The sequence below is a fragment of the Rhizobium sp. P2_G2 genome (assembly GCF_056403555.1).
This window is the reverse complement of sequence record NZ_JBFUFF010000202.1, coordinates 1-5,411: the sequence shown is the minus strand read 5'-3', so window position 1 is coordinate 5,411 and position 5,411 is coordinate 1. Positions and strand designations below refer to the sequence as shown.

Below are 5,411 nucleotides of genomic sequence, written 5' to 3'. Positions count from 1 at the left end.
CTGTGAATCTGTGTGAATCCTCTGATTCGTCGAGGAGGTTTGCCATGGATTTGCAGGCGTCTATTTCGGAAGGGATTGTTTTTCTTTCGTATTTCTCAGAGCTTCCGGACAAGCGGCAAGCCCTGAAGGTGCGTTATCCGCTTGAGGAGGTTCTGCTTCTTTGCCTTGTCGCGATGATCTGCGACTGCAACTGCGTCAGCGAGATTGCCCGGTTTGGCGAAAAGCGGCTGGAACTGCTGCGTCGGTTCAGCCCGTATACCTACGGAACACCGTGTGAGGATCAACTGGGCGTCATTGTCGCAAGCCTTGACGTTCARGCGTTCCAAGCCTGTTTTGCCCGATGGGTGGCGGCGGTGACCGGTCGACCGGCTGAGGTCATCGCCATAGACGGCAAGACCTCACGCCGCTCCGGCACGAAAGGCAACAAGGACGCCCTGCATACGCTCAGCGCCTTCTCAGCGCGGCAGAAACTGGTTCTGGGACAGGTCAAGGTCTCGGAGAAATCCAATGAAATCACAGCCATCCCCATGCTTCTCGACATGCTCTCGATCGAAGGCGCGGTGGTGACGATTGATGCCATGGGCTGCCAGAAAGAGGTCGCCCGCAAAATCACCGACAAACAAGCCGACTACATTTTGGCGCTCAAGGGCAATCAGGGGCCGCTGCATGAGGATGTCAAACTGTTTGCCGCCAAACAGATCGAGCGTCACTTCGCCGATTGTTGGCATGACAGCGACCTGACCGTTGACGGCGAGCACGGTCGGATCGAGACGCGCAGCGTCCATGTGCTGAGCGATATCGGCTGGCTGGCCGACCGGCACGACTGGCCGGGTCTCGCGTCCATCGTCATGGTCGACAGCCTGCGTGAAATCCAGGGCAAAAGCCAATCCGAAACCAGGTTCTACATCACCTCGCTTTCGGCAAGTGCCGCCGATATCTCAGCCTATRTGCGCGATCACTGGGCCATCGAAAACAGCCTTCATTGGGTTCTCGACATGAGCTTCCGCGACGACGAAAGCCGCGTCCGCACCGACAATGCACCCGCTATCTTCGCCATCATGAGACACATAACCGCAAACCTGCTCAGGCTCGCCCCCGGCAAGGATTCAATCAACCTCAAGCGTAAAACCGCAAACTGGGATGACAAATACCTCCAGAACGCAATCCGCGGAAATTAACTCACCCGATTGCCCTGCTCCGCCGACGCAATGGGAAACTCTTCAGCCCTTCGGTCGCCATGGCTTTCCGGCCACGTCCTGGTCGAAGCTTTCCCACATCGTATCTATCTGGGCAATCCAGCGATCTCYAGCGCGCTGGCGAGCGATGTTGCCAGCGAAGGCTCACAGTCGACCCCCGAAAGCTGCAGGCTAATCCGAAAAGTGGGGTGAAGCTCCAGAACACGCGCGGCGGCGCTCCTGGCATCGCCCTCGCGACCGAGCTTTGCCAGTGCCGCTGCCAGCAGCATGTGCGAGATGCTGTGACGTGGATTGAGTTGCACCGCCGTGTACGCTGCTTCGGCAGCTTTCTCGAAGTGTCCGAGAGAAAGGTGTCCAAGCGTCAACGCGTGACAGGCGGACCAGGCCCATGGATCGAATGGGCTCAGGCGCAGAGCTCGCTCGCCCCAGTCGATTGCGCGTTCGGCGTCCCCAGCCCAGCCGTACATCACGCCACCGACGATATATGTGATGGCCGAAGACGGGCTGACAACGAGCGCGGCTGCCGTCGCTGCGAAAGCGGCATGGCGATCGTGGTCGTCCATACCGATCGAAAATGCGGCGAATGACAATGCAAGCGCGTCGTCCTGTCCGTGTATGATGGCGTCCCGTGCATGCCGGATCGACGCGAGGCGCTGTTCCTCTGGAAGAGCGCCACGAAGGAACAGGATGTGATGGCACATTGCCGCGAACGAATGAGCCAATGCGTAGGTGGGTTCAAGTTCCATTGCTTTAGCGAGCAGTGGCAAAGCCCGCGTCGCCTCCACCGGCATTCCACAGTAGACATCCGGTTGGGCCTGGAGGACCAGATCGTAAGCGTCAAGGCTTTCTGGCCGTTTGCGCGCGACACGTTCTCGTTCTGCCTTGCGCAGATTTGGTTCTATGGCGCTCACCACGTTAAGGGTGATCTCGTCTTGCAGATCGAAGATGTCAATGGCGGGTCGGTCGAACCGCTGCGTCCACAACAGGGTTCCGTTCTCCGCTTCGACCATCTGCACCGAAATCCGGACCTGGCCTCCGGATCGGCGCACATTGCCTTGCAGCAGGTAGCGCACGTCGAGTTCGCGTCCAACGCGCCGCAAGTCCAGCATGTCGTTGCCGTAGGTGAAACTTGACTTCGGCGAGATGACCACCAACCACTTTATTCGCGATAGGCCCGAGGCAATGTCCTCGGCGACGCCATCGGCAAAATACGCCTGCTTGTCATCGCCCGGGTCAGAGAACCGAAGCACGGCGATGGATGGCCTTGAAGGCCCAGTTTGAGATGAGGAATGCTCCACGGCTTTGTCGGGCGTCGCGCTCCCAACTGTCACATCGGGTCCGATATAGCGGTAGCCGCGCCGTGGCAAGGTCTCGATCCAGTCCGCGCCTGCTTCATCCGACAATGTGCGGCGGATCGCTGCGATCTGAACGGTYAGATTGCTGTCTTCGACRGCAAGACCTGGCCACGCGGCGTYGATCAATGCTTCTTTGCCGACTGGCGTTTCTGCCCGTTCCAGAAGCATCCGCAACAGCGCCACTGCGCGTCGCCCCAGACCCAGCCGTCACTGGCCGGCGTCCAAGCGCATTCACGGCGTCGAACTCGGGCTCGTGGCTGCGCATGCTTATGGACCACGGCTGACAGCTTGGAGGGCCGATATCCTACGACTGGTAGGAGGCCGGCGTGATCGTTACCCTGGTCATCAAGAAAGCACGTTTGACCAGTTGACGGGCTCACCTGGTAGGGGCCCGGGCGTCAGGATTGGCGAGCCTTGCGGGCAGCATAACGTCGGTCGCGTTCGGCCTTGCGGGCAGCCTCATCCTGGATGACGCGGGCGACACGGCTTTTGTCGGCGGCCTCTCGCTCTTCGATCTCTGCTCGGGCAGCGGCTTCGAGCGTGGCTTGGCGTTGCGCGACCTCGGCAAGAACGCGCTCCTGCTCCTCAATCTTCGTTCGCTCCCGCTCAGTGCGGCGCGCTTCCCTGGCGGCGGCAACGGCCTGACGCTCGGCTTGTTTGGCTGCCTGTTCTGGCGCAGCCGCATCCCTTGCGGTGCGATAGGCATCAAGAAGGGCGGCCTTGGATTTGGCGGCGGCTGTGCGGCGATCGGTGAGATCATTGTCTCTGGTGTTTTTCAAATCTTAGGCTTTCTTCGCATGTTTCCTTGCGGCCCCAGGTGTGGCTGACATGCGATCAATCAATTCTTTTGCCTTGCGTGCTTCTCGCAGCCGCAAGGTCTTTTCATCGCGCGCCTGAGCGATCGAATCAAGCGTTTCTAACGCTTGTCCCCGAGCGAAGAATTCGGTTTGCTCTCTGCCGAAGGCGATTTCGGCCTGTTGCCGTGATCTGCTGTATGTCTCTGTCATGATGTAGGTCCTGAAAACGGAGGCGCGCACGCGCCGAGCAATAATAAAACCGGACTTCTCGCTAAAGCAAACTCGACTGCCGGGGGGACTTACGCGCGATCGAACGTGAACGACGTGAGCAGTGTGGTCACGAAATTGCTCGCCTGTTCCTTAACCAGCGTCTCTGTCCAACCGTCGGTCCCGCGCAGCATGAGGCCGGTGTAAATGCTGTCGACAGCCGCCTCTTCAATTCGCTTGATATGCGCCTTGAAGCTGGCTTCGCCGCCAGTTTTGTAAATGTCGCGCACGACCATGCGCAGAATCTCTTGCATGGCGATTTGCCACGCGGTGTTGGTCGCCTGCAGTTCGTTTTTTTCCACGGTGATCTCCGGAATCTGCCGGATCCTCGACAGCCAAACGGTGATCTGCTCGCCATCTGCCTGGAATGCCACGGCAAAAAAAGGCCAGGCAAATTGCCTGACCCCTTGGTTGGTATCATGCTTTCGACAGTGCCAGTACATCCGTGGTCAAAGGAAAGCTGATGCCGAATTATGCAGACTGCAGATTGCAGGCGGACATTTTGCCCGACTTGTTGTCGCGCTCCATATCGTAGCCGATTTTCTGGCCTTCGACGATTTCCCGCATGCCCGCACGCTCGACGGCCGAGATGTGAACAAATGCGTCAGGGCCGCCATTGTCAGGTTGGATAAAGCCGAAGCCCTTGGTGGAATTGAACCATTTAACTGTGCCAGTGGTCATGATGAACCCTTTCAAGCAATATTGAACGACCGCCGCGCGAATGCGCCACGGGGTAATGATAGCGATTTTTGAAAGGAAAGTTCGTTCAAGGCGCGATGCCAATCGCGCAGCAACCAAAGCTCAGCAAGCAAATATCGATAAACTGTAAATAGCGGCAGCAAACCGCAATGTCAACCGAAAGTTTCTGCAGTTTGAGATAGGGCAGTACGACCGGCTCCAAGGTCGCCGCTTGAATGGATCGAGCAACTGCTGCCTGCACGATTAGCAATGCCTCGACATCCGGGCCCTTGAAATGATCTTCGACCGGCGCTTCAACTTCTGGGCAACGGCATTCAGACTCATGAGTACGTTCCGCTACATTGGGAGCGGTAGTTTCTCGACGGTCAACGCGCGCCTAATACGGAAAATTTGCGGCGGGCCAATCCCGGCTTTATGGCACGTATTAAGCGGTCCCCTTGCAAGCGAATGCCTAGGCAAATGCCATTCGAGCGTTGAGAAAAGCCGCTACGAACGCATGGCCAGAATGGACGATGATGCGAAGGTGTCAGATATATTGGCCGTTAACTCCGCCGGCACCCACGCACAAACCCCGCCGAAAGGCGGGTTTTACTTTGCCTATAAAATATACTCTGCACTCATACAGATAATCGGCTGCAAGAAATGGCAACCGTCAGGTTTTAAGCGTTTGGAGTTTGACTTCGTTTTCACCCAATGTTTTGTGAGTCATGGTCAAACCCCGCTTTGGCCCCGCACATTCTTCGGGAGGAGGAATGTGCCAGAGCCCCGGTTCTTTTGAACCGGGGCTGTCCATTCCAGGCTGTACTTGGAATTGGATACCGTCGCGATAGACGATAGTGGTTATTGGGACTGCCCAACCGGCGTGGTGGTCAAGGTGCGCACGATGAGGTTTCCTACTCCGGCGACTAGTACCTCTGCACAGAGGATTTGACGGTTTGGTTTGGCTGCAATGTTGGCAGGCAGTTGTGGTGGATGAGTAGTTCGACACTGCGTGCGATGCGTGGCTGCCTGCGGATCAGGCCGTTGCTTTCGAGCGTGAGCAGCATCTGGTGGACGGTTTCGAGCGTGAGCAGCATCTGGTGGACGGATGGCGGGGT

General features: G+C 57.7%; 6 protein-coding genes and 1 pseudogene. 1 reads left to right on the top strand and 6 read right to left on the bottom strand.

The annotated features are described in order from the left end of the window. Nucleotides 1–44 precede the first annotated feature (44 nt). Nucleotides 45–1,178 carry an ISAs1 family transposase gene (locus AC1D06_RS41675; protein ID WP_477991337.1) on the top strand — a complete coding sequence of 378 codons (1,134 nt, stop codon included), beginning with the start codon at nucleotides 45–47 and terminating at the stop codon, nucleotides 1,176–1,178. A 104-nt stretch (nucleotides 1,179–1,282) separates the two neighbouring features. On the opposite strand, the gene AC1D06_RS41670 is transcribed toward AC1D06_RS41675, so the two are convergent. The 6 genes and pseudogenes from AC1D06_RS41670 to AC1D06_RS41645 form a co-directional block, all read right to left on the bottom strand. Next, on the bottom strand, nucleotides 1,283–2,749 hold the full coding sequence (locus AC1D06_RS41670; protein ID WP_477991341.1) for a winged helix-turn-helix domain-containing protein: 1,467 nt from the start codon (nucleotides 2,747–2,749) through the stop codon (nucleotides 1,283–1,285). 200 nt (nucleotides 2,750–2,949) lie between these two features. After that, on the bottom strand, nucleotides 2,950–3,330 hold the full coding sequence (locus AC1D06_RS41665) for a DUF6481 family protein (RefSeq protein WP_477991335.1): 381 nt from the start codon (nucleotides 3,328–3,330) through the stop codon (nucleotides 2,950–2,952). Between the two features lie 3 nt (nucleotides 3,331–3,333). Then, nucleotides 3,334–3,558, bottom strand: a complete 225-nt coding sequence (locus AC1D06_RS41660; protein WP_477991333.1) for a hypothetical protein — start codon at nucleotides 3,556–3,558, stop codon at nucleotides 3,334–3,336. A gap of 89 nt (nucleotides 3,559–3,647) precedes the next feature. Further along, nucleotides 3,648–3,923 carry a hypothetical protein gene (locus AC1D06_RS41655; protein ID WP_477991339.1) on the bottom strand — a complete coding sequence of 92 codons (276 nt, stop codon included), beginning with the start codon at nucleotides 3,921–3,923 and terminating at the stop codon, nucleotides 3,648–3,650. A gap of 163 nt (nucleotides 3,924–4,086) precedes the next feature. Next, nucleotides 4,087–4,296: a cold-shock protein gene (locus tag AC1D06_RS41650; protein ID WP_477881442.1), complete on the bottom strand. Its 210-nt coding sequence runs from the start codon at nucleotides 4,294–4,296 to the stop codon at nucleotides 4,087–4,089. 923 nt (nucleotides 4,297–5,219) lie between these two features. Then, a pseudogene (locus AC1D06_RS41645) lies at nucleotides 5,220–5,411 on the bottom strand (hypothetical protein); the annotation flags it as partial.

What these genes read in the sequence shown, in the direction of transcription:
- AC1D06_RS41650 (WP_477881442.1), bottom strand. Translation starts at nt 4,296, where the DNA reads ATGACCACTGGCACAGTTAAATGGTTCAATTCCACCAAGGGCTTCGGC.
- AC1D06_RS41660 (WP_477991333.1), bottom strand. Translation starts at nt 3,558, where the DNA reads ATGACAGAGACATACAGCAGATCACGGCAACAGGCCGAAATCGCCTTC.